We start from the raw sequence: 25,612 nt of genomic DNA, 5'->3' as shown, positions 1-25,612 counted from the left end.
TGTCGTTCCCGCCTGCGCGGGAACGACAGTCGTGGTCGAATGTTTCCCCCGAACGGGTATTGTCCCGAGTAGCGGAGTGCGGCCAGAATTCGCACCGGGAATTCGATGCAAGTTATCAATGTGTTTGCGAATGTTCACGATCTGATGTTCGCAGCGCGACTACACTTTTCCCCGATTTGCGGCAACGCACCCCGCCACCGGCGGCGGTAGCGTCTGCACGACGCCATGCCCATCGCGGGCTGGCCATCCGGCGTGGTTCCTCGGTGCCCGCCGGATCCCGTAGGCCTGTCCTGCCGCCTTTCTCCTGCGGCCAGGTCCGATCGGGTTCCGTGTCTCCGTGCCGCATCTCATCTGCCGATAACGGACCCCAGGCGCGCGCACGCTTCCAGCAGGCGGGCCGGCGCTCGGGCATAGAAGAGACAGGCTGCGGATCCCATGGATTCACTGATGACGCAACCTTCGTGCGCCGGCACCGGTCGCGCCCGGCGCAAGACCTTGCGTCGGCGCATGCCGGCCGGGCTCGCGGCCGGCCTGGCGGCGGCACTTTGCTGCATGCCGGCACCCGCGCAGGCGGACGCTGAATACGCCGAATACGATGCCCTGATCCAGCGCGCCCGCGCCGGCGACTACGGCAGTGCGCTGGCAGCGCTGCGCGAGCGCGTGGCCAGCGCTCCCTCGGACCGGCGCGCGGCGTTTGACCGGATCATCATCGCCGGCTGGGCCGGACGTTCCGACGAGGTGCTGGCCGCTTACAGCGAACTGGAACAGGCGGGCGCCGCGCGCACCGCGCCGCCGCAGGTGCTGGCCGCGGCCGCGGGCGCGCTGCGCGACCAGAAGCGCTGGGACGAGGCGCTGGCGCGCTACCGCGAAGGACGCCGGCGTTTTCCTGCCGAGCCGGTGTTCGTGCTGGGCGAGGTCGGCGTGCTGGCCGACAGCGGCCAGGCCGCGCAGGCTGTCGCCGCGGGCCAGGCACTGGTGCGCAGGCAGCCGGATGATGTCGACAGCCGCCTGGCGCTGGCCTACGCGCAGGCCCGCGCCGGCGAACCGTACGAGGCCCTGTTCGAGGCCGACCAGGCCTATACCCGTGCGCCCACACGCGCCGACGCCGTGCGCGCATACGTGGCCGCGCTGCAGCGCGCCGGCCTGCCCGACGCCGCGCTGCGCGTTGCCGGCGAGCATCCGGCGCTGTTCGACACCGCTGCCAGGCAGGCGCTGGAACTGGATGCCGCCGCCGAACTGGTGCGGCTGGCCGACATGCCCACGCGGATGGAAGCCGAGCGCTTTGCCGTCGCCGACCGTGCGCTGGCGCGCTACGATGCACTGCTGCCGGCGCTGAAGGACGCAAAGGACGGCCTGGGCGAGGCGCTGTACCGCCGCGCCCGCATCGACCGCCTCGGCGCGCTGCACGCGCGCTTGCGCATGCAGGACGTGGTCGACAGCTACGAGGCGCTGCGCGCCGAGGGCGTCGCCGTGCCCGTCTATGCGCTGGGCGACGTCGCCTCGGCCTACCTCTACCTGCGCCACCCCGAGCAGGCCGCCGAATTGTTCCGCCAGGTGCGCGCAGCCTATCCGCCCGGACTCGACCCTGAAACGCGCCTGAAGGCCCAGACCGGCCTGTACTACGCCAATGCCGAGGCCGAAGCCTTCGACCCCGCGGGCGAGGCGGTGAGCGAGGCCCGCGCCGAGCAGCCGCAATGGCGCTGGGTGCGCGGCCAGCCGACGCGCCAGCCCAACGACCTGTGGCTGTCCGCCGAGCAGACCGCCACGCGTGCGCGCCTGCAGGCCGACGACACCCCGCAGGCCCAGCAACGCACGGAAGACCTGGTGCGCAACGCGCCCGGCCATTCCGGCCTGCGCGCGGGCCTGGCCAATGTCTACCTGGCGCGCGGCTGGCCGCGCGCCGCCGAGCAGGAACTGAAGGCCGCCGAAACGCTGGCGCCGCGCGCGCTCGCGGTGGAAGTGCAGCAGGGCCACGCCGCGCTCGACCTGCAGGAATGGCGCCAGGCGGAGATGCTGCGCGACGACACCCTGGCGCGCTTCCCGGAAGACCTGACCGCCCGCCGCCTGGCGCGCGAATGGGCCGTGCACAACAAGGCCGAGTTGCGTATCGAAGGCTATCGCGGCCTGGCCAACGACAGCCCGGTGGTGGGCGACGGCAACTTCGGCATCGAGTCGGTGCTGTACACCCCGCCGATCGACTATGACTGGCGCGCCTTCGGCGGCGTGGGCTATGCCACCGGCCGCTTCGACGAAGGGCGTGTCGACTACCGCTGGGCCCGCGCCGGCGTACAGCGGCGCGTGCGCGACCTGACCCTCGAAGCCGAGCTGTCCACGCACGGGTATGGCTATGGCGCGCGCCAGGGCGGCCGGGTGGCGGTGGACTATGACCTGGACGATCGCTGGCGCATCGGCGCCTCGGCCGCGATGCGCTCGACCGCCACGCCGCTGCGGGCGCTGCTCAACGGCGTCTATGCCAACAACGTGCAGGTCTACGGCCGCTGGCGCGCCAGCGAGGCCAGCGAGTGGATGCTGACGGTGGCGCCGTCGCACTTCAGCGACGGCAATGACCGGCTCGAAGGCGGCATCGCCGGCGTGCAGCGGATCTACACCGCGCCGCACCTGAAGGCCGACCTGCTGGTGGACCTGTGGAGCTCGCGCAACAGCCGCACCGACGTGCCGTACTACAGCCCGCGCGCGGACCTGACGGTGCTGCCGTCGGCCCGGCTCACGCACACGCTGTACCGCCGCTACGAGACCGCCTGGGAGCAGCAGTTCCTGGCGGGCGCCGGCACGTACAGCCAGCAACGCTTCGGCACCGGCGCGATCCTGCTGCTCGGCTATGGCCAGCGCTACCGCACCAACGACGTGTTCGACGTGGGCGCCACCGTCACCGCCACCAGCCGGCCCTATGACGGCCAGCGCGAGCGCGAGTTGCGCATCGTGTTCGACCTGACCTATCGATTCTGATCCCGACTCTGACCCCGACTCTGACCCGGACCCCCGCCATGACACGATTCCCGCAGCGCGCCTGGCGCCGCCTGCTCTGGCTGCTGCTGGCCGCATGCCTGCTGGCCGGCTGCGCCAAGGACATCCCGGTGTTCACGCCGCCGGCGCAGCGCCCGCTCGCCGCCGCCGAGCAGCCCTGGCCGGCCAACCACCTGGTGGTGCTGGCCTACCACGATGTCGAAGACAAGGACCCCGACCAGGCCTACCTGAGCGTGCGTACCGACCACCTGATCGGCCAGCTGGCCTGGCTGCGCGAGAACGGCTACCAGGCGGTTTCGGTGGACCAGGTGCTGGCCGCGCGCCGCGGCGGCAAGCCGTTGCCCGCGCGCGCGGTGCTGCTGACCTTCGACGACGGCTACCGCAGCTTCCATGCGCGCGTGCTGCCGATCCTGAAGGCGTACCGCTGGCCCGCGGTGCTGGCGCCGGTCGGCGCATGGCTCGACACGCCCGCAGGCCAGCCGGTCGATTTCGGCGGCACGCCCACCGCGCGGGATCGCCTGCTGACCTGGCCGCAGCTGCGCGAGATTTCCGCCTCCGGGCTGGTCGAGATCGGCGCACATACCGATGCCTTGCACTACGGCATCAACGCCAACCCGCAAGGCAATACCGAGCCGGCCGCCGCGGTGCGCGGCTTCGATGCCGGCACCGGCCGCTATGAAACCGACGCCGCCTACGAAACGCGCGTGCGCACCGACGTGCAGCGCATCACCAGGAAGATCCACGCCGTCACCGGCAAGCCGGTGCGCGTGTGGATCTGGCCGTATGGCGCCGAAGGCGGCACCGCGCTGCGCATCATCGGCGAGAACGGCTACGAGATGGCGCTGACACTGGAAGACGGCCTGGCCAGGGTCGACAAGCTGATGTCCGGCGCGCGCATGCTGCTCGCCGACGATCCGGGCCTGCGCGCCTTCGCGCAGTCGGTGGCGACGATGGAAGAGCCGAGTGCCATGCGCGTCGCGCACGTCGACCTGGACTACGTCTATGACCCGGACCCGGCCCAGCTCAACCGCAACCTCGACCAGCTGGTGCAGCGCATCTATGACCTGAAGATCAACACGGTTTTCCTGCAGGCCTTCTCCGACGAAGACGGCGACGGCCTGGTCAGGTCGGTGTACTTCCCGAACCGCTGGCTGCCGATGCGCACCGACCTGTTCAACCGCGTGGCATGGCAGCTCGACAACCGCACCAACGCCAAGGTCTACGCCTGGATGCCGGTGCTGAGCTTCGACATGGACCCGTCGCTGCCGCGCGTGACGCGCTGGGATCCGGCCGCCAACCGCGCCGAGGTCGACGCGAAGCAGTACCGCCGCCTGTCGCCGTTCGACCCGGTGGCGCGCCAGCGCATCACCGAAGTCTATGAAGACCTGGCCCGCCACGCCTTCTTCGAGGGCCTGCTGTTCCACGACGACGCCATCCTTGGCGACTTCGAGGACGCCAGCGCGCCGGCACTGGCCGCGTACCGCAAGGCCGGGCTGCCGGACAATGTTGCCGCGCTGCGCACCGACCCCGAAACCATGCAGCGCTGGACGCGCATGAAGAGCCGTGCCCTGGTCGATTTCACGCAGGAGCTGACGCAGCGCGTGCGCGCCATCCGTGGCCCGGCGATCAAGACCGCGCGCAACATCTTCGCCATGCCCATCCTGCAGCCGCAGAGCGAAGCCTGGTTCGCGCAGAACCTCGACGACTTCCTGGCCGCGTACGACTGGACCGCGCCGATGGCGATGCCGTACATGGAGCAGGTGCCGCGCGGGCAGGAGCACCAGTGGCTCGACCGCATCGTCGACGCGGTGGCACAGCGTCCCGGCGCGCTGCGGCGCACGGTGTTCGAGCTGCAGGCGCGCGACTGGCGCAAGCCCGAGACGCCCGTCGACAGCAAGGTGCTGGCCGGCTGGATGCAGCGCCTGCAGCGGCGCGGCGCGCTCAGCTTCGGCTACTACCCCGACGACTTCCTGAACAACCAGCCCCGGCTCGACCTGATCCGCCCGGCGCTGTCTAACGCCTGGTACCCCGCACCATGATCGAGAGACTGTTTGCCCTGGTCATCCTGTGCATCGCGCTGGCGCTGCCGTTCGCGCTGGCCGCGCTTGCCACCGGCGACCTGCTGCTGGCCTTCGTGTTCTTCTATCCGCTGTTCATGTCCGGCCTGTGGATGGCCGGCGGCGTGTACTTCTGGCTGCACTGGGAGCGCAAATGGCAGTGGGGCGAGAACCGGATGCCGCCCGACGTGCCCGGCTCGCCGTTCATCTCGATCCTGGTGCCCTGCTACAACGAAGAGCAGAGCGGCGAGGAGACGCTGCTGGCGGCACTGGGACAGCGCTATCCCAACTTTGAAGTGATCGCCATCAACGACGGCTCGCGCGACGGCACCGGCGCCGTGCTGGAAGCGCTGGCGCGGCGCCATGAACGGCTGCGCGTGGTGCACCTGGCGCAGAACCAGGGCAAGGCGATGGCGCTGCGCATGGGCGCGCTGGCCGCGCGCGGCGAATACCTGGTCTGCATCGACGGCGACGCCGCGCTGGACCCGGACGCCGCCGCCTACCTGGTCGCGCCGATGGTGGCCAACCCGCGCGTGGGCGCGGTCACCGGCAACCCGCGCATCCGCACCCGCTCGACGCTGGTGGGGCGCATCCAGGTCGGCGAGTTTTCGTCGATCATCGGGCTGATCAAGCGCACCCAGCGCGTCTATGGCCAGGTCTTCACCGTATCGGGCGTGGTCGCCGCGTTCCGCCGCCGCGCGCTGGACCGCGTCGGCTACTGGAGCCTGGACATGATCACCGAGGACATCGACATCAGCTGGAAGCTGCAGCGCGACCACTGGTCGATCTTCTACGAGCCGCGCGCGCTGTGCTGGATCCTGATGCCCGAGACCGTGCGCGGGCTGTTCAAGCAGCGGCTGCGCTGGGCCCAGGGCGGCGCCGAAGTGTTCATGAAAAACGTGCGCTCGATCTGGATCTGGCGCCACCGCCGGCTGTGGCCGCTGATGGCGGAGTACTGCCTGTCGGCGAGCTGGGCCTTTGCCTTTGCCATGTCGATCGTGTTGTGGGCGCTGGGGCACTTCATCGAGCTGCCGGCGCATATCCGCATCCAGAAGCTGATGCCGCCCGGCTTTACCGGCATGGTGCTGGCGGCCGTCTGCATCCTGCAGTTCATGATCAGCGTGGCGATCGACCGGCGCTACGAGCCGCGCCTGGGGCGCACGCTGTACTGGATCATCTGGTACCCGCTGGCGTACTGGCTGGTCGGCATGTTCACCACGCTGCTGGCCTTCCCCAAGGTCATGCTCAAGACCCGGCGCAAGCGTGCGCGCTGGGACAGTCCCGATCGCGGCATCCAATCGATGAAATCGTCATGAATCCCGACCACATGATCATCCGCACCCGGCGCGCACCGCTGCGCCGGGCGTTCGACGCGGTGCTGACCGCGCTGGCGTGGACCGGCTTCTTCTACCTCTTCGCCAGCGGCATCCGCGACATCCTGCTGGAAGCGTCGGCCGGCCCCGACGTGCCGTTCTGGTCCGCGATGATGCCCACCATGGGCACGCTGTCGGTGTACGTGCTGGTGGGCGTGTTCAACGGCGTGGTGCTGCTGGTGTGGGCGCTGTACAACCAGGTCCGCTTTGCCGGGATGGACCGCCGCAAGCCGCTGCCGCCGCTGGGCGACGACGAGCTGGTGGCCAGTTTCGGGCTGCCGGGCCAGCGTGTGCGCTCCCTGCAGCAGGCCAGGGTGGCGGTGATCGACCACGACCACGACGGCGGCATCGCCGGCGTGCGGCTGGGTGAGGAATGGACTGTCGCGCCGGTCAGGCCTGCAGTGGCAGCTTCGGCAGAAGCTTGTCCAGCGTGATCGGGTAGTCGCGCACGCGCACGCCGCACGCGTTGTAGACCGCGTTGGCGACGGCCGCCGCCACGCCGGCGATGCCCAGCTCGCCCACGCCCTTGGCCTTCATCGGCGAGGAGAGCGGGTCGGTTTCGTCGAGGAAGACAACCTCCTGGTGCGGGATATCGCCATGCACTGGCACCTCGTAGCCGGCCAGGTCGTGGTTGACGAAGCAGCCCAGGCGCCTGTCGATGGCCAGTTCCTCCATCAGCGCCGCGCCCACGCCCATGGTCATGGCGCCGATCACCTGGCTGCGCGCCGACTTGGGATTGAGGATGCGGCCCGCCGCGCAGACCGCCAGCATGCGCCGCACGCGGATCTCGCCGGTGGCGGCATCCACTGCCGCCTCGACGAAATGGCCGCCGAAGGTGGATTGCTGGTAGCGCTTGTCGAGGTCGCCGAACTCCATCACATCCTCGGCCGCCAGGCTGCCTTCCGGCGCGCTGGCGGCAATGCTGGCCAGCGGCACGCTGCGCCCGCCGGCGCGGACCTGGCTGTTCTCGAACACCGCCTGGCGCGGATCCAGCCCGGCGTGCTGCGCGATTGCGTCGCGCAGCTTGACGCAGGCCGCATAGACGCCGGCGGTGGAACTGTTGCCGCCCCACTGGCCGCCCGAGCCGGACGACACCGGGAAGTCCGAGTCGCCGAGCCGCACCAGCACTTTCTCCAGCGGCACGCCCATCATCTCCGCGGCGGTCTGCGCGATGATGGTGTAGCTGCCGGTGCCGATATCGGTCATGTCGGTTTCCACCGTGACCATGCCGCTGCCGTCCACGCGCACGCGCGCGGCGGACTTCATCACCTGGTTGTTGCGGAAGGCCGCGGCCATGCCCAGGCCGACCAGCCATTGCCCTTCGCGGCGGGTGCCGGGACGGGCGTTGCGCGCCTGCCAGCCGAAGCGCTCGGCGCCGATGCGCAGGCAGTCGGCGAGCCGGCGCTGCGAGAACGGCCGTCCGGGCTTCTCCGGATCGACCTGGGTGTCGTTGAGGATGCGGAAAGCGACCGGATCCATGCCCAGCCTCTCCGCCATCTCGTCCATGGCGATTTCCAGCGCCATCATGCCCGGCGCTTCGCCGGGCGCACGCATGGCGTTGCCTTCGGGCAGGTCCAGCGCGGCCAGCCGCAGCGTGCTGAGCCGGTTGGGCGCGGCATAGAGCAGGCGGGTTTGCTGGATCGCATTCTCCGGCTTGCCGCCGGGCAGGTCGCCCGACCAGCTGTCATGCCCGATCGCGGTCAGCTTGCCGTCCGGCGTGGCGCCCAGCCTGATGTGCTGGATCGTGGCCGGGCGGTGCGTGGTGTTGTTCATCATCAGGGGGCGGGTCAGCGCCACCTTGACCGGGCGCTTCACCGCGCGCGCGCCGATGGCCGCGAGCAGCGCGTCGGCGCGCACGAACAGCTTGCCGCCAAAGCCGCCGCCGATGAAGGGCGACACCACGCGCACGTTTTCCCTGGGAATCCCGAGCGTGGTGGCCAGGTCCGCGCGGCACCAGTCGATCATCTGGTTAGATGTCCACACCGTCAGCTTTTCGCCCTGCCACGCGGCGACGCTCGCATGCGGCTCCATCATCGCGTGCGACTGGTCGGGCGTGGTGTAGGTCGCGTCCAGCTTCACCGGCGCTGCAGCGAACGCGGCGGCAAAGTCGCCGATCGCGGAATCCGGCCGGTTCGGCACCTTCGCCGCGGCGTCGCGCGCCTGCGCCAGGTCGTAGCTCCCGCGCCGGCGGTCGTAGCGCACGCGCACCAGCTGCGCGGCCGCGCGCGCCTGCTCGAACGTCTGCGCGATCACCAGCGCGATCGCCTGGTGGTAGTGCTCGATTTCCGGCCCGCCCAGCAGCGTCGCGGTATTGCGCCCGGCCCTGGCCAGCTTGCCAGCGTTGGCAGCGGTAATGATCTCGATGACCCCCGGCGCGCGGCGTGCGTCGTCGAGCTGGATCGAGGCGATCCGTCCCTTGGCGATGCCGGCGCCGATCACATAGCCATAGGCGGCGTGCGGCGCCACGTCGTGGCGTTCATAGGCATAGGGCGCGGTGCCGGTGGCCTTGCGCGGACCGTCGATGCGGTCCACCGGCCGGCCGACCACGCGCAGCTGGTCGATCGGGTTGGTAGTGGCTGGCGTATCGAACTTCATGGGTCATCCTTTGGCCTGCGCCAGCGCGGCCGCAATGGTGCGATGGGCCAGGGCCAGCTTGAAGCGGTTGGCTTCGGTGGGGCGCGCCTCGGCAAGCAGGCGCTCGGAGACGGCGCGCGCGCCGCGCGGCAATTCGGCCTCGGCGGCTTCCACGCGCCAGGGCTTGGGGGCGACGCCGCCCAGCGCGATGCGGCCGGTGCCATCGCGCTGCACGATCGCCGCCACCGATACCAGCGCAAATGCGTATGAGGCGCGGTCGCGTACCTTGCGGTAGAGCTGCGTGCCGCCGACGGGCCTGGGCAGCGTCACCGCGGTGATCAGCTCGCCGGGCGCCAGCGTGGTTTCCACATGCGGGGTTTCGCCAGGCAGGCGGTGCAGTTCGACGATCGGGATCACGCGGGCCTGTCCGTCGGGCCGCACGGTCTCGACGCTGGCATCGAGCACGCGCATCGCCACGGCCATGTCGCTGGGATGCGTGGCGATGCACTGGCTGCTGCCGCCTACCACCGCCAGCTGCCGGCTGAAGCCGCCGATGGCGCTGCAGCCGCTGCCCGGCACGCGCTTGTTGCAGGGCAGGTTGGTGTCATAGAAGTACGGGCAGCGGGTGCGCTGCAGCAGGTTGCCGGCGGTCGTCGCGCGGTTGCGCAACTGGCCCGAGGCGCCGGCCAGCAGCGCGCGCGACAGCACGCCGTAGTCGCGGCGCACGCGCATGTCGGCGGCGAGGTCGGTATTGCGCACCAGCGCGCCGATGCGCAGGCCGCCTTCCGGCGTGGCCTCGATGCGATCCAGCGCCAGCCGGTTGACGTCGACCAGGTGCGCGGGCGACTCGATGCCGAGCTTCATCAGGTCGAGCAGGTTGGTGCCGCCGGCGATGAAGCGCGCGCCCGGCGTACGCAACGCGGCTGCCGCGGCCTCGGCGGGCGTCCTGGCGCGTTCATAGGTGAAGGGTTTCATGCCTTGCTCCCCGCAACCTCGGCGATCGCGTCGACGATGTTGGAATACGCCCCGCAGCGGCAGATATTGCCGCTCATGCGCTCGCGGATTTCCTCGGCGTTCAGCGGCGGCCGGGCCTTGAGGTCTGCCGTGACGTGGCTGGGGATGCCGTCGCGGATCTCGCCCAGCACCGCCACCGCCGAGCAGACCTGCCCGGGCGTGCAATAACCGCACTGGTAGCCGTCGTGGCGCACGAACGCGGCCTGCATCGGATGCAGCCGGCCCGGCGCGCCCAGCCCTTCGATGGTGGTGACCCTGGAGCCGTCGTGCATCACCGCCAGCGTCAGGCACGAGTTGATGCGCCGGCCATCGGCGATCACCGTGCACGCGCCGCACTGGCCGTGGTCGCAGCCCTTCTTGGCGCCGGTCAGGTGCATGTGCTCGCGCAGCGCGTCGAGCAGCGTGGTGCGGGTATCGAGTTGCAGTTGCCACGGCTTGCCGTTGACCTCCAGCGTGACGGCCGCGGTCTGTGCGACCTGGGAGCCGCCGGCGGCGGTGTCCTGGGCCGCGGCGGGCAGGGCGATGCCGGTGGCCGCGGCGGCGCCTGCCTTGAACAGGTCTCGGCGCGTGATCTTGATATCGCTGACGTCTTCCATGCGAGGCGGCTCCTTGTCTGGGCGCTTTCCGGAGGAAAAGCGAAACGCCGCCTGGGCGCGGCGTTGGGTTGGAGGGGCGGACAGGCCGGCCCGCCGGGGGGACCGGGCGCGGTCGAGTTAAACGGGTATTGAAAAAGGATAGGTCGGATCGAGGCGGGGTGGGATGAAGCCCGCAACGCGGCAGTGTCCCAACGGGGCATGCTGGCCGTAACGTAACGGTTTTGGCCGCAGAACCACCGGCTTGTCATTCCTGTTCGATACATCTATAGTTCCATTCATAGAACTATAGATACAAGAAAAGGAGCAAGGATGGAGACCCGAACCGGTGCGCTGGCTGGTGTCAAGGTGGTGGACATCACCGCCGTATTCATGGGCCCTTCGGCCACGCAGATGCTCGGCGACCTTGGCGCCGACGTGATCAAGGTGGAACCCCCCGGCGGCGACAGCACCCGCGCCATCGGCCCGTGCGGCAAGGACAGGATGGGCCCGCTCTTTCTCGGGCTGAACCGCAACAAGCGCAGCATCGTGCTGGACCTGAAATCCCCCGAAGGACGGCAGGCGCTGCTGCGGCTGGTCGAGGATGCGGACGTGCTCGCCTACAACGTCAGGCCGCAGGCCATGCAGCGGCTGGGGCTGGATTACGAAACCCTGGCCGCGATCAACCCGCGGCTGGTCTATGTGGGCATGTTCGGCTTCTCGCAACGGGGGCGCTATGCCCCGCAGGCCGCCTTCGACGACCTGATCCAGGCCGCCACCGGCCTGCCCCAGGCGGTGGCCATGGGCACCGGCGACATTCCGCGCTACCTGCCGCTGACCATCGCGGACCGTTCGGTCGGCCTGTATGCGTTCGGCGTGATCTGTGCCGCGCTCTATGCGCAGGCGCGTACCGGCAAGGGGCAGCGCGTCGACGTGCCGATGTTTGAAACCATGGTCCCGTACGTGATGGGCGACCACCTTTACGGCGAGACCTTCGTGCCGCCCAAGGGCGGGTTCGGCTACCCGCGGCTGCTGTCGCCGGAGCGCCGGCCGTACCGCACCCGCGACGGCCATGTCTGCTGCCTGATCTACCACGACCACCACTGGCGCGCCTTCCTCGAGGTGATCGGCAAGCCTGAGCTGTACGACAGCGACCCGCGCTTTGCCGATATCACCACCCGCACCGCGCACATCACCGACCTCTACACCATGGTCAGCGACGAGATGGCCAGGCGCACCACCGCGCAATGGCAGGACTTGCTCAAGGAGGCCGATATTCCCGTATTCCCCATGCACACCTTTGAATCGCTGCTCGACGATCCGCATCTGCATGACATCGGCTTCTTCAGCGAGTCGGAGCATCCGGCCGTCGGCCGCATCCGCGAAATGGCGATCCCGAGCGAATGGCACGGCACGCCGCCGGGCGGGCGCCGCCATGCGCCGGTGCTGGGCGAGCACAGCCGCGAAGTCTTGCGCGAAGCCGGCTATGGCGACGCGCAGATCGACGCACTGATGGCCTGCGGTGCATCGCGCGAGGCTGGCGTCGTCGCCACCACCGCTCCCGCCACCGGAGACCGCGCATGAACGCCGAACTGCTGAGCGAAATCCGCGGGCCCGTGCTGTGGTTGACCATCAACCGGCCGGAGCGGCGCAATGCGATCAGCCCCGCGGTGCTGGACGGCCTGCATGCGGGCATCGACCAGGCGGAACGCGATGACACGATCCGCGCCGTGGTGCTCACAGGCACGGGCGAGCAGGCCTTTTGCGCCGGCGCCGACCTGCAGACCGGCAAGTCCTTTGCTTTCGACTATGCCGAACCCTCGCAGCGCCTGGCCAACCTGCTGCGGCGCGCGCGCCAGGCCACCGTGCCGCTGGTGGCGCGCGTCAACGGCGCCTGCATGGCGGGCGGCATGGGCCTGTTGGCGATGTGCGACCTGGCGGTGGCCAGCGAGCGCGCGGTGTTCGGGCTGCCGGAAGTCAAGGTTGGCGTCTTTCCGGCGCAGGTATTGAGCGTGCTGCAGCACCTGGTGCCGCGCCGCGTGCTCAACGAACTGTGCCTGTGCGGCGAGCCGCTCGACGCTCAGCAGGCACTACAGGCGGGCCTGGTCAACTACGTCAGCGCCGATCTCGACGGCAAGCTTGACTGGCTGCTGGGCCGCCTGCTGGACAAGTCGCCCACTGCGGTCAAGCGCGGGCTCTACACCCTGAAGCACATCGATGCCATGCCGTTCGAGCAGTCGATGGCATTCACCGAAAGCCAGATCGGCCTGCTTGCCATGACCGAAGACGCGCGCGAAGGGCAGCTTGCCTTCCGCGAGAAGCGCAAGCCCGAGTGGACCGGCAGATAAGCAAGGAGACACAGCATGCAAGACAAGACAGCGCAGGCAGCGCGCACCGTAAGGATAGGCGGCGCCTCGGGCTTCTGGGGCGACAGCAGCGTCGGCGCGCCGCAACTGGTGCACCACGGCGACATCGATTACCTGGTGTTCGACTACCTGGCCGAGCTGACCATGTCGGTCCTGGCCGCGGCACGGCTGCGCAAGCCCGAACTCGGCTATGCCACCGACTTTGTCGCGGTGACCATGAAAAGCCTGCTGCGCGAGATCGTCGCGCGCAATATCCGCGTGGTCAGCAATGCCGGCGGCATCAACCCGCACGGCTGCGCGCAGGCACTCGCCGCGCTCGCGGCAGAGCAGGGCGTGCCGGTGCGTATCGCGGTGGTGGAGGGCGACGACGTCATGCCGCAGCTCGCCGGACTGCGCCAGGCCGGCGTCACCGACCTGCAGAAGGGACAACCCCTTCCGGAAAAGCTGGTCAGCGCCAACGCCTACCTTGGCGCATTGCCGATCCGGCAGGCGCTCGACCAGGGCGCGCAGATCGTGATCACCGGCCGCTGCGTGGACAGCGCGGTCACGCTGGGCGTGCTGATGCACGAGTTCGGCTGGCAGCCGGACGACTATGACCGGCTGGCGCAGGGCAGCCTGGCGGGCCATATCATCGAGTGCGGCTGCCAGGCCACCGGCGGGCTGCATACCGACTGGGAGAGCGTGCCGGATTGGCCCAACATCGGCTATCCAGTGGTGGAGTGCAGTCCCGACGGCAGCTTCACGGTCGGCAAGCCGCCGGGCACCGGCGGGCTGGTCAGCACCGCAACCGTCGGGGAGCAGGTGCTGTACGAGATCGGCGATCCCGCGGCTTACCTGCTGCCCGACGCCACCTGCGATTTCACGCAGGTGGCGCTGCGCCAGGCGGGACCCGACCTGGTGCACGTCAGCGGGGCGCGCGGCCGCGCGCCGGGCGGCAGCTACAAGGTCAGCGCCACCTATGTCGACGGTTTTCGCTGCAATGCGCAGCTGACCATTGTCGGCATCGATGCCGTGGCCAAGGCCGAGCGCACCGCCGAAGCGATCCTGTCGCGCACGCGCAGGCTCTTTGCCGAGCACGGCTGGGGCGACTACACCCGTACCCGCGCCGAGGTGCTCGGCGCGGAATCGTGCTACGGCCCGCATGCCGCCGCGCGCGCCACGCGCGAGGCCATCATGCGGCTGGCGGTGATGCATCCGGAAAAGGCCGCGCTGGAACTGTTCGCGCGCGAGATTGCCGCGGCCGGCACCAGCTGGGCGCCGGGCACCACCGGATCGGGCGGCGGACGCGCCAGCCCGTCGCCGTCGATCCGGCAGTATGCGTTCCTGCTCGACAAAGCCAGGCTGGCGCCGGCGGTCGTCATGGACGGCGTGCGCATGCCGGTTGCGATCCCGGCGACGGCCGGCAGCGCTGAGCCGGCACGGCCCGCCGCGGCGGGCGATGGCGCCGGCGCCGGCGAAGGTGCGCGGACAGTGCCCGCAGGCGACCGCATCGAAGTCCCGCTGATCCGTCTCGCCTACGGCCGCAGCGGCGACAAGGGCGATATCTCCAACATCGGCCTGATCGCGCGCCAGCCGGCTTACCTGCCGGTGCTGCGCGCGGAGGTCACCGCGGCGCGCGTCGCGGAGTGGCTCGGCCACCTGGTGCAGGGGCCGGTGTCGCGCCATGAGCTGCCGGGCTTCGACGCGCTCAACTTTGTCTGCGAGGCCGCGCTCGACGGCGGCGGGATGGCCTCGCTGCGCAATGATCCGCTGGGCAAGGGCATGGCGCAGATCCTGCTGTCGATGCCGGTCAGCGTGCCCCGGAGCCTGCTGCCGAGCCTGCTGCCATGACGCGTGCCACGACAGCCGGTCCTGCGGCCGCCGACAGCGCCGTGCTGCCCGACGACAACGCCGGCGGCGTGACCCGCTACCGCCAGCTCGCCAGCGTGTTGCGCCACAAGATCGTCGCCGGCGAATACCCCGTGGGGTTCCAGTTGCCCACGGTCGAGCAACTGGCACAGGCGTACGGCATCGCCAAGGTCACCGTGCGCCAGGCGTACGCCTTGCTGACCGAAGAGGGCCTGATCACCAGCCAGCGCGGACGCGGCACGCACGTGATCATGGTGCCATCGGGCCCCGGCGAGGGCATGCGTTCGGCCATCAACGACGTGGCCGTTGGCCCGAATGCGCTCGAGATCCGCATTCTCGAGAAGCGCAGGGAAGCCCGGCTGCCGCCTGGGCTCGCCGGCAGCGGCGTACCGATGGAAGGCGGCTATGTGATGCTGCGCAAGCTGCATGTGCACGACGGCATGCCGTTCTGCCTGATCGAGCTGTACGTCGCGGCGACGGTGTTTGCGAGCTTTCCGCGCGGCGGCGAGAAGCATCACAAGATCGCGCACCTGCTGCGCCAGTCGCAGGGCGAGCGCCTCGGCATGATGCGCCAGACCATGACGGTGGAACCCGCCGACGCGGTGCTGGCGCGCGAGCTGGACTATGCCTTCGCCGCACCCGTTGCCCGCATCGTGCGGACGACGCTCGACATCGACGGCAACGTGCTGACGGCCGGCGTGTTCTGGTACCGCGGCGACCGTTTCATCCTCGACGTGGAAATGCCGGCGAGGCTCACCGAGCGCTATCCCGACCTGGCGATCCCCAAGTCCGCCGCCAGGCCCGACCACCAGAATGGAGACCTTGCATGAGCTGTCCTTGAGGCGCAGCCGGCGGGTCGCCACGCAATCGATCCACACAACAGATGCCAAAGGCACGAGGAGACCACATGATCCATCGAATCCGGCTGCGCACGGTTGCCTGCGCGATGCTGCCAATGCTGGCCGCGGCCATTTCCCCGGGCAACGCCGCCGCGGCCAGCGCCGGCGGCTATCCCGAAAAAGCCGTCCGCGTCATCGTGCCGTTCCCGGCGGGAAGCGGCACCGACAACAGTGCCCGCTTTATCGGCGAGCGCATCACCGCGCAGACCGGCAAGCCCATCGTGGTAGACAACCGCCCCGGCGCCAACGGCTTTATCGCCGCCAAGGCGGCGGCCACGGCGGCCAGCGACGGCTACACCATGCTGGTCACCACCAATACCACGCATGCCGCCAATGCCTCGCTGTTCAAGAAGCTGCCCTACGACCCCGTCAAAGACTTCGCGCCGGCTTCGCTGATCGCCAAGAGCGGGCTGGTGCTCGTGGTGCCGCCCGACAGCCCGGTGCGCACGCTGGCCGACCTGACCGCGCTGGCCAGGTCGCGGCAGGGCCAGCTTACCTTTGCGAGCGGCAGTTCCTCGACACGCATCGCCAGCGAGCTGTACAAGATGATGGCCGGTGTGCAGGCCTTGCATGTGCCGTACAAGGGGGTGCCGCTGGCGCTGACCGACCTGATGGGCCACCAGGTCGACTTCATGATCTCCGACATCTCGCCCGCGCTGACGCTGATCCAGGGCGGCAAGCTACGTGCGGTCGCGGTGACCACCGCACAGCGCAATCCGGTGCTCCGGGACGTACCGACCATGGCTGAAAGCGGCTTGCCCGGCTACGAAATGGTGGCCTGGTCTGCTGCATTCTTCCCGGCCGGGACACCCGCGCCGGTCGTGGAGCGAATGAGCCGGTTGATCGCCAAGGGCCTGGATGGTCCGGCGGCGACGGATTACTTTGCGCGCACCGGCAGCCAGCCCGCGTCATCGACTCCGGAGGAACTGGCCGCCTTCGTGCGGAGTGAGACGCAGAAGTGGGCGAAGGTAATCAAGGCAGCCGGGATCGAGCCCGAGTGAACGCGGCGCCTCCCTGGCAGCAGCGGGGTAGGTTACGTGCCATCGGACACGGACAACGGGTAATCCATTAGTCGCGACCCTGTTTATTTACGCCGGATAATCGCTTATAAATACGTGACATGCTGCGGCTGATGTCACGCATCATGACTCCGCCCGCCGGGACGCCTGCGGGCATTTTTTTATCCTGAATTATTCGGAATCGATATTAATCGGTGATTTTATTTTGCCGGGTTATTATTCGACTGGTGATAACCCTGATTTTTGCCGGGAACATTACAAAAACGCAATCTTTCTCGCCATGCCCGGCATTTGACATGATTTTTCCGTAACCGTCAACGATGACGGGAACGCCGCTTCCAGCAAGGAGTTTCGGGAATAGACAAGGCATATTCATGTGTCTTGCCCACTGATGCGGGATTAACCTGAATCCCGTCTTCCATTTCTACCGGTCATTAATCGACGGGCTAGTGAAAACCCTGCTGCCGGTTCGCCTTGACTTACTTGATATATCACATACTGTGTATCCCATCGCATCTCGTAGTTTTGATTACAGGTGAGTGCGGGAGACGTCGCTATGGCGTCGCGATAAAAGGCAGTAAATGCCAACGACACAGGAGACAGAAAATGCCAGGAGCCACCTGCAAGTTGACGCGCATGGCGTCCCCACCTTCGTTCATTCCCACGGATTTCCCGAAACACACGGTTCAAGGAGCGCGCTATGAGTAACGCAACGGCAGGGGCCCTGAGCCCCAATCAGGGAGCTTCGGAATCCACGCGCTGGATCCAGCTGCTCGTCGGCGTGGTCTGCATGATCGCCACGGCCAACATCCAGTACGCCTGGACGCTGTTCGTGCCTGAGATCCAGGATACCTACGGCTGGTCACGCGCCAGCATCCAGATTGCCTTTACCGTGTTCGTGCTGGTGCAGACCTGGCTGGCGCCGATCGAGGGCTACTTCATCGACAAGTTCGGGCCGCGCATGATGGTGGCCTTCGGCGCGCTCTTTATCGGCACGGCGTGGGTCATCAACTCGCAGGCGACCACGCTGATGGGCTTCTACGTCGGCGCCGCCGTCGGCGGCCTGGGCGTGGGCTCCATCTACGCGACCTGCATCAACAACGCGCTGAAGTGGTTCCCGGACCGCCGCGGCCTCGCGGTCGGCCTGACCGCCGGCGGCTATGGCGCGGGCTCGGCGGCGACCATCCTGCCGATCGCGGCGATGATCGAGTCGCAGGGTTTCCAGCACACCTTCCTGTTCTTCGGCCTGCTGCAGGGGTCGCTGGCCTTTGTCGCGGCGTGGTTCCTGCGCTCGCCCAAGACCGGCGAGGTGCGGGGGTCGAAGAAGCTGGCCCAGGCCACGCGCGACTACACCCTCAAGGAAGCGCTGTGCACCAGGCTGTTCTGGCTGATGCTGGTGATGTTCGTGCTGGTGGTCACGGGCGGCATGATGGCCGTGGCGCAGCTCGGTGTCATCGCCAAGGACCTTGGCGTGAAGGAATTCCAGGTCGACCTGCACTTCTTCGTGATGGCTGCACTGCCGCTCGCCCTGATGCTGGACCGCATCATGAACGGCATCTCGCGTCCGCTGTTCGGCTGGATCTCGGACAACATCGGCCGTGAAAAGACCATGGTGATCGCCTTTACGCTGGAAGGGCTGGGCATCATCGCGCTGGGCTACTTCGGCAGCAACCCGTACGCCTTCCTGATCCTGTCCGGCGTGGTGTTCCTGGCCTGGGGCGAAGTCTACTCGCTGTTCTCGGCACTGGCGGGCGATGCCTTCGGCACCAAGCACATCGGCAAGATCTACGGCGTGCTGTACACCGCCAAGGGCATCGGCGCACTGTTCGTGCCGATCGGCAACCTGCTGATGGAAGCCACCGGCACGTGGTCGACGGTGCTCTACACGGTGGCGGTGATGGACCTGACCGCGGCGTTCCTTGCCATCATGGTGCTGCGGCCGGTGCTTGCCTCGCACGTTGCGACATCGAGGCAGCGGTTTGCGCAGGAATCTGCCGCGGCCGGCGCGCAAGTGGCGGCTTGACCCGCGCACCGCGCATCAGATAGACGGATCCACTGGTAGTCGGCTGGGCGGGCTTCTTCGGAAGCCCGCTTTTTTTTCAGCCTTGGCACCAGCCGGGCAGCCGGCTTGCCTGCCTTGGCGATCACTATTTCTTCACCATTGGCCGCGGCGTCGACCAACCGGGAAAACTGAGCCTTGGCTTCGTGAATATTGACTGTCGGCTGGTTCCTCTGGACTTAGTCCAAGTTAGTCCAGTTCGATGGCACGGGTCAACTCGTTGTCGGATTTCTGCCGGCGCAAAACTGTACTCCTCACCCATCCCGCCCTGTGTACGTCTGCGGCGCCACCTTCCCGGCCTACTCTGGTGTCATCGCAACAATCCGGACGCGACCCCTGGTCCAGCAGCTCCGGATGCCCCCGCCGTTACAGGACACCACGCCAATGAGCACCCCGACCCCCGAGAAAGGCCATATCGCCCCCTATACCCATCCCGCCGCCGGCTGGGGTGCGCTGAAATACGTTGCCATCAACCTGATCAAGGAGAAGGTGGCCGGCGGCAAGTACAAGATGCTGTTCAAGCAGAACCAGGCCGACGGCTTCGACTGCCCTGGTTGCGCCTGGCCCGACCGCCAGCACGCATCGACCTTCGAGTTCTGCGAGAACGGCGTCAAGGCGGTGGCCGCGGAAGCCACGAGCCTGCGCGTCACGCCGGAATTCTTTGCGCAGCACACGGTGACGGAGCTGATGGCGCAGACCGATTACGAGCTGGAGCAGCACGGGCGCCTGACGCACCCCATGGTCTACGATGCGCAGACCGACAAGTACCGCGCGATCGCCTGGGACGAGGCCTTTGCCATGATCGGCCGCCACCTGAATGCGCTGCCGGACCCGAACCAGGCCGCGTTCTACACCTCGGGCCGCGCCAGCAACGAGGCCGCGTTCCTGTATCAGCTGTTCGTGCGCGCCTACGGCACCAACAACTTCCCCGACTGCTCGAACATGTGCCACGAAGCCACCAGCCGCGGCCTGCCGCTGACGGTGGGCGTGGGCAAGGCCACCGTGGTGCTCGATGACTTCGAGCATGCCGACACCATCCTGCTGTTCGGCCACAACGCGGCCACCAACCATCCGCGCATGCTGGGTGATCTGCGCGAGTGCGCCCGGCGCGGCGCGACCATCGTGTCGATCAACCCGCTGCGCGAGCGCGGCGTGGAGCGCTTTACCAGCCCGCAGCATCCGGTGGAGATGCTGATGGGCTCCAGCACCAGGATTGCGTCGATGTTCGTGCAGCCCAGGCTGGGCGGGGACTTCGCGCTGATCAAGGGCATGGCCAAGCGGCTGGTCGAACTCGACGACGAGGCGATCCGGCATGGCCGCGAGCGCCTGTTCGACGTCGATTTCGTGCGCGAGCACACCATCGGCTTCGGCGCCTTCGTTGAAGACCTGCGCGCGGAAAGCTGGGCCGACATTGTCTCCGAGTCGGGCGTTTCGCTGGAAGACATCGACGCGCTGACGCAGGTCTATGCGCGCGGCAAGCGCGTGATCGCCTGCTGGGGCATGGGCCTGACGCAACACAAGCATTCGGTGCCGACCGTGCAGCTGCTGTCCAACCTGATGATGATGCGCGGCAATATCGGCCGCGAAGGTGCCGGGCTGCTGCCGGTGCGCGGGCATTCGAACGTGCAGGGTGACCGCACCGTCGGCATCGAGGAAAAGCCGGAAGCCGCGTTCCTGGACCGCCTGGGCGCCGCCTTCGGCTTCGAGCCGCCGCGCGAGCATGGCTATGACGTGGTCGAGACCATTGCCGCCATGCTGGAGGGCAAGGTCAGGGTGTTTGTCGGACTGGGCGGCAATTTCTCGACCGCCACGCCGGACACGCCGCGCACGCACGAGGCGCTGCGCCAGTGTGCGCTGACGGTGAATATCGCCACCAAGCTCAATCGCAGCCACCTGGTGCACGGCAAGGAGTCGCTGATCCTGCCGACGCTGGGCCGCACCGAGATCGACATGCAGGCGGGCGTGCCGCAGGGCGTGACGGTGGAGGACTCGGTCTGCATGGTGCACATCTCCTTCGGCATGAACGCGCCGGCATCGCCGCACCTGCTGTCGGAGACTGCGATCATCGCGCGCATGGCGGCAGCCACGCTCGGCTCGGACAAGATCGACTGGCTCTGGTACGCGCAGGACTATGCGCGCATCCGCGATGCCATCGAGCAGGTGGTCGAAGGCTTCGACGACTACAACGAGCGCGTCGCCGTGCCGGGCGGCTTCCACCTGACGCCGCCGGCGCGCAACCGGATCTGGCAGACGCCGTCGGGGAAGGCGCAGTTCCTGGTCCACGGCATCGACAAGGACACGCCGATCCACCGCGCGCGGGACCAGTACGGCGACAAGCTGATGGTGCTGATGACCACGCGCTCGCACGACCAGTACAACACCACGATCTACGGCCTGGATGACCGCTATCGCGGCGTGTTCGGCCTGCGCCGGGTGGTCTTCATCAACCCGGCCGACCGTGAAAGGCTTGGTCTGGAGGCGGGGCAGCATGTCGACATCACCAGCGTCTGGGACGACGGCGTGGAGCGCCATGTCGAGGACTTCGTGCTGGTCGACTATGACATTCCGCAGGGCTGCCTGGGCGCGTACTACCCAGAGACCAATCCGCTGGTGCCGCTGGAAAGCACCGGCGACGGCTGCGGCACGCCGACTTCGAAATCGGTGCCGGTGCTGCTGACGCCGTCGCGCAGCCATGCGGTTGTGGCGGGGTGAGCGTTGACGGCGCTTGCCGTCGCCCCACGCAAACGCGGGGTGGGGGTGAGGGCCGGAGCGTCAACGAAGTGAAGCCATATCGTGCTTGCCAAGCGCCGGCCCTCTCCCCCGGCCCCTCTCCCGCAAGCGGGAGAGGGGAGCAAACCGGCGGCATGCGAGGCGCCGGTGGTATTTCCAGTTTCATGAGGTCCCCCATGCATTGCATTGAAGAAGTCCAGCACACAGGCTATGAATCCCGCCCCATCGTCCGCCACAAGGACGTCGCGGGGCGCCCGGCAATCGACAACGTGGCGGAGGAGCTGCCGGTCGCGCTGGTCTACAACGGCATCTCGCATGCCGTGATGATGGCCACGCCGCTGGACCTGGAAGCGTTCGCCGTGGGCTTCTCGCTGACCGAGGGCATCGTTGCCCACAACGCGCAGATCCATGACATCGACGTCAGCGTGCACCGGCACAGCGCCGAAATCCGGCTGCAGATCGGTGAGCAGGCCTTTGCCGCGATGAAGGCGCAGCGCCGCGCCCTGGCGGGACGCACCGGCTGCGGCGTGTGCGGCATCGAGAGCCTGGAGCTGCTTGACCTGCAGCCTGCGCGCATCCGCGAACCGGCGCGGCGCCTGGTGCCTTCGCGCGAGCTGCTCGAGCGCGCCGTCTCGGCACTGCCTTCGCACCAGCGGCTGATGCGCGCCACCGGCGGCGTGCATGCGGCGGCGTGGTGCAACGCGAACGGCGAGATCCTGCATGCGTTCGAAGATGTCGGCCGGCACAACGGCCTGGACAAGCTGATCGGCCACCTGGCCATGCAGCGCGTGGCGCTGGACGACGGCTTCGTGCTGCTGTCCAGCCGCGCCAGCTATGAACTGGTGCGCAAGGCCGCGCGCATGAACATCCAGATGCTGGCGACGATCTCGGCGCCGACCTCGCTGGCGATCCGCATTGCCGAGCAGGCCGGCCTGCGCCTGCTCAGCTTCTGCCGCGCCGATGGCTACATCGACTATACCGGCCCGGGCACGGCGCCGTGATCGACACGCCCGGCGGCCGGCCGCAGCGCGATGACGCCTTCTGGCGCGTCGGCGGGCCCGGCAGCCCGGGCGGCCGGGACAGCATCGCGCAGGCCACCGCGCAGCAGGGTGCGGCCTCCGTGTCCGCGCTCGGCCACGCCAGCGGTTTTGTGCGCGTCGGGCCGCACAGCGCCGGGTCGCTCCACCATGTGCCGCTGCCGTACTATGATCTGCATCGTTGGCTCAGCTGACAGGACGGACAAGACAGACAACACGGCAGGCGGGGAGCGCAGCGTGAAACTATATGAAAAACTGGCTGCGGATATCGAGGCGCTGGTGCAGCAGGGCGTCCTGCTGCCGGGCGAGCGCATTCCGTCGGTGCGGCAGGCCAGCCAGCACCACCGCATGAGCATTACCACGGTGATCCGCGCCTACGTGCTGCTGGAGAGCCGCGGCGTGATCGAAAGCCGGCCGCAGTCGGGCTACTTCGTGCGCGCGCGTCCGGGCGAGCCGGCGATCGAACTGCGTACGTCCCGGCCCAGCGCCAAGCCCTCGGCGGTCGACGTCAGCGCGCTGGTGCTGTCCACGCTGCGCTCCATCCGCTCGGACGATGCGGTGCCGCTGGGCTCGCCGTATCCGGACCCCTCGCTGTTCCCGTGGCAGCGCATCAACCAGTACGCCAACAACATTGCGCGCCGCTATGCCAAGTGGACGCTGCTCGACGATTTGCCGCCAGGCAGCCCCGAGCTGATCCGGCAGATCTCGCGCCGCTACCTGGAGAACGGCCAGGCCATCGACCCCAATGAAGTGATCGTCACCATCGGCGCCACCGAAGCCATCAACCTGTGCCTGCAGGCGGTGGCAAAGCCGGGCGATACCATCGCGGTCGAGTCTCCGACCTACTACGCCATGCTGCACGCGATCGAGCGCCTGGGCATGCGCGCCATCGAGGTCGCGACCGATCCCGTCGAAGGCATCGACCAGGAGGCACTGGCGCGGCTGATCGATGAGAAGGGCGTGAAGGCGTGCATGGTGATGCCGAACTTCCAGAACCCGCTCGGCTTCCAGATGCCCGACGACAAGAAGCGCAGCCTGGTGGCGATGCTGACCGAAAAGGACATCCCCGTAATCGAGAACGACGTCTACGGCGAGCTCTATTACGGCGAAGCCCACCCCAGCTCGCTCAAGGTCCACGACAAGGCCGGCATCGTGCTGCACTGTGCCTCGTTCTCCAAGACGCTGACCAATGCCTACCGCATCGGCTGGGCGCTGCCGGGCCGCTACCGCGAAGCGGTGGAGCGGCTCAAGTTCCTCAATACGCTGACCACGCCGGCGATCCCGCAGCTGGCGATCGCCGAGTTCCTGAAGAACGACGGCTACGACTTCCACCTGCGGCGCGTGCGCAAGGCCTATGCGCAGCAGGCCAGCATCATGGCGGCGGCCGTGCGCCGCTTCTTCCCCGAAGGGACGACCACGTCGCGGCCGGCGGGCGGCTACGTGCTGTGGGTGCAGCTGCCGGAAGGCATCGACGCCATGGAGATGTACCACGCCGCGCTGGAGCACCGCATCACGGTCGCGCCGGGCCATATGTTCGCGCCCGGGGCCACCTACGCCAACTGCATCCGGCTGAACTACAGCGCCGAATGGTCGCCCGGCATCGAGTCCGCGGTGCAGACGCTGGGCAGGATCGCGCAGCACCTGCTGGCGCGCAGCCGGCAACAGGAACAGGAACAGGAACAGGACAAGCCAGGCCATGCCGGACACTGACATCGATCCCGCCATCCTCGCCACGCTGCAGGTGCTGTGCCAGGCCATGCGCGAGGGCGGTACGACACCCTGGTCGCTCGCGAAGATCGCCAAGCGGGCGCAACTGCCGATGAGCGTGCTGAGGCGCGTGCTGACGCAGCTGCAGGCCGCGGGGCTGGCCGATTTTGCGATCGACGAGGCGGGGCATGGTCACGCCAGCCTGACGCCGGCCGGGGCGGAGCTTGCCGCCCAGGTGTTCCCGCAGACTGACTGAGCGGCTCAGCCGCCCACCAGCGACATGCGAACCGTGGGATATTGCCGCTTGCCGCTGGCAAGCCTTTCTGCGCGCGATTCGGCGCGCAGTTCGGAATAGCGGTCGCCGCGCGCCTGCCATGCCTGGCTGATGGCCTCGGCGAGCGCTTCGGCAGGGCGGTGCGCCGACAGGTGCGGCCGCAGGTCGACGGAACTGGTGGCGAACAGGCACAGGTGCAGTCGGCCATCGACCGAAACGCGCGCACGGGTGCAGTCGCCGCAGAACGGGTGCGACACGCTGGAGATAAAGCCCAGCTTCAGGCTGCCATCGGCCAGCAGGTAGTTGCTGGCGGTCTCTGCGTCCCGCCGCGCGACCGGCAGCAGCGCATGCGCGCGTTCGACCATGGCGCGGATCTCGCCGGACGGCACCACGCGCGACTGCGACCAGCCGCGCGGGCCCTCCACGTCCATATACTCGATAAAGCGCAGTGTGACGCCGCTGCCGCGGAAGTGTTCGACCAGGGGCAACACCTGCGCGTCGTTGGTGCCGCGCTCGACCACGCAGTTGACCTTCACCGGTGCCAGCCCGGCGGCGCACGCGGCGTCGATGCCTTCCAGCACCCGTGCCACCGGGAAGCCGACATCGTTCATGGCGCGGAAGACGCCGTCGTCCAGGCTGTCCAGGCTGACCGTGACGCGGCCCAGGCCGGCGTCGCGCAGCGCCCGTGCCTTGCGCGCCAGCAGGCTGCCGTTGGTGGTCATGGCCACCTCGACCTGCTTGCCGCCGCGGGTGCGCAACGACGCAATGGCTTCCACCAGCGCTTCGATTCCCTTGCGCAGCAGCGGCTCGCCGCCGGTCAGCCGCACCTTCTCGACGCCGAGCCCGACAAAGGCGCGCACGATGCGCAGCAGCTCGGTATCGCTCAGCCGTTGCTGCGCCGTCAGGAACGGATAGTCGCGCCCGAAACGCTCCTTCGGCATGCAATACGTGCAGCGAAAGTTGCACTGGTCGATCACGGAGAGCCGCAGGTCGCGCAACGGCCGGCCAAGCCGGTCGCGGCAGGCCTGGTCCGTTGGGACGGTGGCGTGGGGTGCGAGGGGTGCGTGCTGGGTCTGCGCAGGCGCGGCTTGCATGGCG

General features: G+C 68.3%; 19 protein-coding genes and 1 pseudogene. 15 read left to right on the top strand and 5 right to left on the bottom strand.

Annotation, left to right across the window (positions count from 1 at the left end):
• Positions 1-447 precede the first annotated feature (447 nt).
• The 4 genes from pgaA to pgaD are packed head-to-tail and all read left to right on the top strand — an operon-like array spanning position 448 to position 6,849.
• On the top strand, positions 448-2,967 hold the full coding sequence (gene pgaA / locus JTE92_RS07340; protein WP_232353437.1) for a poly-beta-1,6 N-acetyl-D-glucosamine export porin PgaA: 2,520 nt from the start codon (positions 448-450) through the stop codon (positions 2,965-2,967).
• A 38-nt stretch (positions 2,968-3,005) separates the two neighbouring features.
• On the top strand, positions 3,006-5,024 hold the full coding sequence (gene pgaB / locus JTE92_RS07335) for a poly-beta-1,6-N-acetyl-D-glucosamine N-deacetylase PgaB (protein WP_063239115.1): 2,019 nt from the start codon (positions 3,006-3,008) through the stop codon (positions 5,022-5,024).
• Positions 5,021-6,358 (top strand): poly-beta-1,6-N-acetyl-D-glucosamine synthase, encoded by a 1,338-nt coding sequence (gene pgaC, locus JTE92_RS07330; RefSeq protein WP_063239116.1) that lies wholly within the window; start codon positions 5,021-5,023, stop codon positions 6,356-6,358. The genes pgaB and pgaC overlap by 4 nt, the downstream gene beginning before the upstream one ends.
• The gene (gene pgaD / locus JTE92_RS07325) at positions 6,355-6,849 is read left to right on the top strand and encodes a poly-beta-1,6-N-acetyl-D-glucosamine biosynthesis protein PgaD (protein ID WP_084254593.1); all 495 of its coding nucleotides are present in this window, start codon (positions 6,355-6,357) and stop codon (positions 6,847-6,849) included. The genes pgaC and pgaD overlap by 4 nt, the downstream gene beginning before the upstream one ends.
• Here pgaD and paoC read toward each other — a convergent pair.
• Genes paoC through paoA form a run of 3 tightly spaced genes read right to left on the bottom strand, consistent with a single transcriptional unit; the run spans position 6,806 to position 10,599 of the window.
• Positions 6,806-9,010: an aldehyde oxidoreductase molybdenum-binding subunit PaoC gene (gene paoC, locus JTE92_RS07320; protein ID WP_063239117.1), complete on the bottom strand. Its 2,205-nt coding sequence runs from the start codon at positions 9,008-9,010 to the stop codon at positions 6,806-6,808. The two genes, pgaD and paoC, sit on opposite strands and share 44 nt — an antisense overlap.
• A 3-nt stretch (positions 9,011-9,013) precedes the next feature.
• The gene (locus tag JTE92_RS07315) at positions 9,014-9,964 is read right to left on the bottom strand and encodes an FAD binding domain-containing protein (RefSeq protein WP_063239118.1); all 951 of its coding nucleotides are present in this window, start codon (positions 9,962-9,964) and stop codon (positions 9,014-9,016) included.
• The gene (gene paoA / locus JTE92_RS07310; protein WP_063239119.1) at positions 9,961-10,599 is read right to left on the bottom strand and encodes an aldehyde dehydrogenase iron-sulfur subunit PaoA; all 639 of its coding nucleotides are present in this window, start codon (positions 10,597-10,599) and stop codon (positions 9,961-9,963) included. Before paoA ends, JTE92_RS07315 begins: the two co-directional genes overlap by 4 nt.
• Before the next feature lie 309 nt (positions 10,600-10,908).
• On the opposite strand from paoA, the gene JTE92_RS07305 reads away from it, so the two are divergent.
• From JTE92_RS07305 to oxlT, 6 genes are all read left to right on the top strand, one after another.
• Positions 10,909-12,159 carry a CaiB/BaiF CoA transferase family protein gene (locus JTE92_RS07305; protein WP_063239120.1) on the top strand — a complete coding sequence of 417 codons (1,251 nt, stop codon included), beginning with the start codon at positions 10,909-10,911 and terminating at the stop codon, positions 12,157-12,159.
• Positions 12,156-12,923, top strand: coding sequence for an enoyl-CoA hydratase/isomerase family protein (locus JTE92_RS07300; RefSeq protein ID WP_063239121.1), 768 nt, complete (start codon positions 12,156-12,158; stop codon positions 12,921-12,923). The genes JTE92_RS07305 and JTE92_RS07300 overlap by 4 nt, the downstream gene beginning before the upstream one ends.
• 15 nt (positions 12,924-12,938) lie before the next feature.
• Positions 12,939-14,771: an acyclic terpene utilization AtuA family protein gene (locus JTE92_RS07295; protein WP_063239122.1), complete on the top strand. Its 1,833-nt coding sequence runs from the start codon at positions 12,939-12,941 to the stop codon at positions 14,769-14,771.
• Entirely contained in the window at positions 14,768-15,619 is an 852-nt protein-coding gene (locus tag JTE92_RS07290) for a GntR family transcriptional regulator (protein WP_063239123.1), read from the top strand. The genes JTE92_RS07295 and JTE92_RS07290 overlap by 4 nt, the downstream gene beginning before the upstream one ends.
• Positions 15,620-15,696: 77 nt before the next feature.
• Positions 15,697-16,689 (top strand): Bug family tripartite tricarboxylate transporter substrate binding protein, encoded by a 993-nt coding sequence (locus tag JTE92_RS07285; protein WP_063239124.1) that lies wholly within the window; start codon positions 15,697-15,699, stop codon positions 16,687-16,689.
• Positions 16,690-17,407: 718 nt separating this feature from the next.
• Complete coding sequence (gene oxlT / locus JTE92_RS07280; RefSeq protein WP_063239125.1) at positions 17,408-18,730, top strand: oxalate/formate MFS antiporter; 1,323 nt, start codon at positions 17,408-17,410, stop codon at positions 18,728-18,730.
• A gap of 65 nt (positions 18,731-18,795) precedes the next feature.
• On the opposite strand, the pseudogene JTE92_RS07275 reads toward oxlT, so the two are convergent.
• Positions 18,796-18,918: pseudogene (locus tag JTE92_RS07275) on the bottom strand (type II toxin-antitoxin system Phd/YefM family antitoxin); the annotation flags it as partial.
• A gap of 232 nt (positions 18,919-19,150) precedes the next feature.
• Between JTE92_RS07275 and JTE92_RS07270 the strand changes: the two are divergent.
• From JTE92_RS07270 to JTE92_RS07250, 5 genes are all read left to right on the top strand, one after another.
• The gene (locus JTE92_RS07270; protein WP_063239126.1) at positions 19,151-21,478 is read left to right on the top strand and encodes an FdhF/YdeP family oxidoreductase; all 2,328 of its coding nucleotides are present in this window, start codon (positions 19,151-19,153) and stop codon (positions 21,476-21,478) included.
• Between the two features lie 194 nt (positions 21,479-21,672).
• Positions 21,673-22,497, top strand: a complete 825-nt coding sequence (fdhD, locus tag JTE92_RS07265) for a formate dehydrogenase accessory sulfurtransferase FdhD (protein WP_063239127.1) — start codon at positions 21,673-21,675, stop codon at positions 22,495-22,497.
• A complete protein-coding gene (locus tag JTE92_RS07260; RefSeq protein WP_063239128.1) occupies positions 22,494-22,727 on the top strand; it encodes a hypothetical protein in 234 nt (77 codons plus the stop codon). The genes fdhD and JTE92_RS07260 overlap by 4 nt, the downstream gene beginning before the upstream one ends.
• Positions 22,728-22,770: 43 nt before the next feature.
• On the top strand, positions 22,771-24,243 hold the full coding sequence (locus JTE92_RS07255) for an aminotransferase-like domain-containing protein (RefSeq protein ID WP_063239129.1): 1,473 nt from the start codon (positions 22,771-22,773) through the stop codon (positions 24,241-24,243).
• Positions 24,230-24,496: a helix-turn-helix domain-containing protein gene (locus JTE92_RS07250; RefSeq protein WP_063239130.1), complete on the top strand. Its 267-nt coding sequence runs from the start codon at positions 24,230-24,232 to the stop codon at positions 24,494-24,496. The genes JTE92_RS07255 and JTE92_RS07250 overlap by 14 nt, the downstream gene beginning before the upstream one ends.
• 5 nt (positions 24,497-24,501) lie before the next feature.
• Here the strand turns inward: JTE92_RS07250 and moaA are convergent, their stop codons facing one another.
• Positions 24,502-25,608, bottom strand: coding sequence for a GTP 3',8-cyclase MoaA (gene moaA, locus JTE92_RS07245; protein WP_084254594.1), 1,107 nt, complete (start codon positions 25,606-25,608; stop codon positions 24,502-24,504).
• Positions 25,609-25,612 lie beyond the last annotated feature (4 nt).

This window comes from Cupriavidus oxalaticus (genome assembly GCF_016894385.1).
GTDB lineage: Bacteria > Pseudomonadota > Gammaproteobacteria > Burkholderiales > Burkholderiaceae > Cupriavidus > Cupriavidus oxalaticus.
This window is presented reverse-complemented; position numbering and strand designations above follow the sequence as displayed.